Raw genomic sequence first — 1,900 nt, 5'->3', positions numbered from 1 at the left:
TCCTCGTACTGGGCGTACTTGGATGAGTCCGACAACGCAGCGAGGGTGCGTGCCAGGCGTCGCGGGCCAGGCGGGACTTTCGCAACACGCCCTAGGCCGCCCTTACGGGCGCAGGGCCCTGAGCAGCAGGTCGGCGAGGTGATCGGCGACCTGCTGCGGGGTGAGCGGCCCGTCCGGGCGGTACCACGTCGACAGGTGGTGGACCGAGCCGAAGTGGTAGTCCACCACCAGATCCGCGGGGGTCGCGTCGGAGAACACCCCGCTGCGCTGGCCCTCCTCGATGAGCGCCCGGAAGCGCTCGTGGTAGCGCCTGCGCTCGGCACGGACCTGCTTGTTCTTCTCCGGGCTGAGGTGGTGCATGGAGCGGAAGAAGATCGCCGCGTCGTCGAGGTTCTCGATGGTGGTCACGACGACGTCGGCGGCGGCGGACCGCAGCCGCTGCTCGACCGGTGCGTCGGCCTCCGCGAAGGCGTCGAGGCGCTCCTGCTGGAGCCGCAGCACCCGCGAGTAGACCTCCTGGAGGAGGTCCTCCTTGGAGCCGAAGTAGTGGTAGAGCGCGCCTTTGGTGACGCCCGCCGCCTCGACGATCTCCTGGACGGACGTACGGTCGTAGCCCTGCTCCGCGAAGAGCCGGGTGGCGGCGGCCAGCAGCCTCTGGGGGACGGGAGTGCCGTTCCCGTCCGTCGTCCTGGCCATTGCCGCCACCTGCCTTTCGCTCGGCTCATCTTCTCGGAGCACACCGTGTCTACGCACGGGAACGCAGTTCCCGCCTGAGGATCTTCCCACTTGTCGTCTTCGGGAGCTCCTCCAGGATCTCGACCTGTCGTGGGTACGTGTACGCGGCCAGGCGGTCCGCGCAGTATCCGGCGAGCTCGTCGGGTTCCACGGACGCGCCCGGACGCAGGCTGACGTGGGCCTTCACGGTCTCGCCGCCGTCCGCGGTCACTCCGCCGCCCCTTCCCACTTCCGCTGGATGTGGTTCATGCCGGTCAGCCAGCGGTCGGGGTCGGCGGCACGTGCCTGGTGGTACGCGGCGACCTCGGGGTGCGGAAGGATCAGGAAGCGGTCGGCCTCGATGCCTTCGAAGAGCGCGTCGGCGACGTCCTCGGGCTCGATGGCGCTGGGGGCGAGGACCAGTTCGCCGGCCGATCCCGCCGCCGTGAGCATGTCCGTACGGACGCCCTGCGGGCAGATGGCGTGGACCTTGAGCCCGCGGTGACGGTACGTCAGCGAGAGCCATTCGGCGAAGGCGACCGCGCCGTGCTTGGTGACGCTGTACGGGGCGGCTCCGATCATCGTGAGCAGCCCGGCCGCGGAGACCGTGGAGACGAACCGGCCGCTGCCGCGCTCCAGCCAGTCCGGCAGCAGGGTACGGACGGCGCGGACGTGCGCCATGACGTTGACGTCCCAGGCCGACGCCCAGACGTCCTCGTCGGCGAAGGCGTCGCCCGGCGATGCGAGTCCGGCGTTGGCGCAGTAGATGTCGACGGTGCCGCCGAGCGCGTCGCGGGCCTCCTCGACGATGGCGGAGGCGTCGCCGGGGACGGCGAAAGCGCCGATCTCGTCGGCGATGGCCTTGGTCCTGCCGGGGTCGAGGTCGTTGACGGCGACGCGTGCGCCTTCCGCCACGAAACGGCGGGCGAGGGCGGCACCGATCCCGCCGCCCGCTCCTGTGACCACCACGTTCGCGCCCTGCAGCGTGCTCATCGGACCTGCCTCTCCGTCGCGGCTCACTCCAGGCAGCAGACTAACCAGTCGGTATGTGGCCATGGAAGAGGCGAGCCGGAACGGCCGTGTCCGGCTCGTTCCGCACGGCCTGAGCTCGCGCTAGCGTGCGTGTCCATGACAGATGCAGCGATCACGGAGGTAGCGCGATGAGCCTGTCCAGACGGGGTCTGCT

At 70.2% G+C, this 1,900-nt stretch carries 2 protein-coding genes and 1 pseudogene; all 3 read right to left on the bottom strand.

Annotation, left to right across the window (positions count from 1 at the left end; translation table 11 throughout):
• Positions 1 to 102 precede the first annotated feature (102 nt).
• Entirely contained in the window at positions 103 to 696 is a 594-nt protein-coding gene (locus tag ACWGI8_RS43725) for a TetR/AcrR family transcriptional regulator (protein ID WP_453669122.1), read from the bottom strand.
• A gap of 49 nt (positions 697 to 745) precedes the next feature.
• Positions 746 to 1,006: pseudogene (locus ACWGI8_RS43720) on the bottom strand (AMP-binding enzyme); the annotation flags it as partial.
• The gene (locus ACWGI8_RS43715; protein WP_453669120.1) at positions 943 to 1,707 is read right to left on the bottom strand and encodes an SDR family oxidoreductase; all 765 of its coding nucleotides are present in this window, start codon (positions 1,705 to 1,707) and stop codon (positions 943 to 945) included. The gene ACWGI8_RS43715 and the pseudogene ACWGI8_RS43720, both read right to left, overlap by 64 nt.
• Positions 1,708 to 1,900 lie beyond the last annotated feature (193 nt).

The sequence above is a fragment of the Streptomyces sp. NPDC054841 genome (assembly GCF_053611045.1).
The sequence above is the reverse complement of the archived record's forward strand: the minus strand, read 5'-3'. Positions and strand labels throughout refer to the sequence as shown.

Excerpts from the sequence above, each read along its gene's own strand:
- ACWGI8_RS43725 (WP_453669122.1), bottom strand. The coding sequence starts at position 696 with ATGGCCAGGACGACGGACGGGAACGGCACTCCCGTCCCCCAGAGGCTG.
- ACWGI8_RS43715 (WP_453669120.1), bottom strand. The coding sequence starts at position 1,707 with ATGAGCACGCTGCAGGGCGCGAACGTGGTGGTCACAGGAGCGGGCGGC.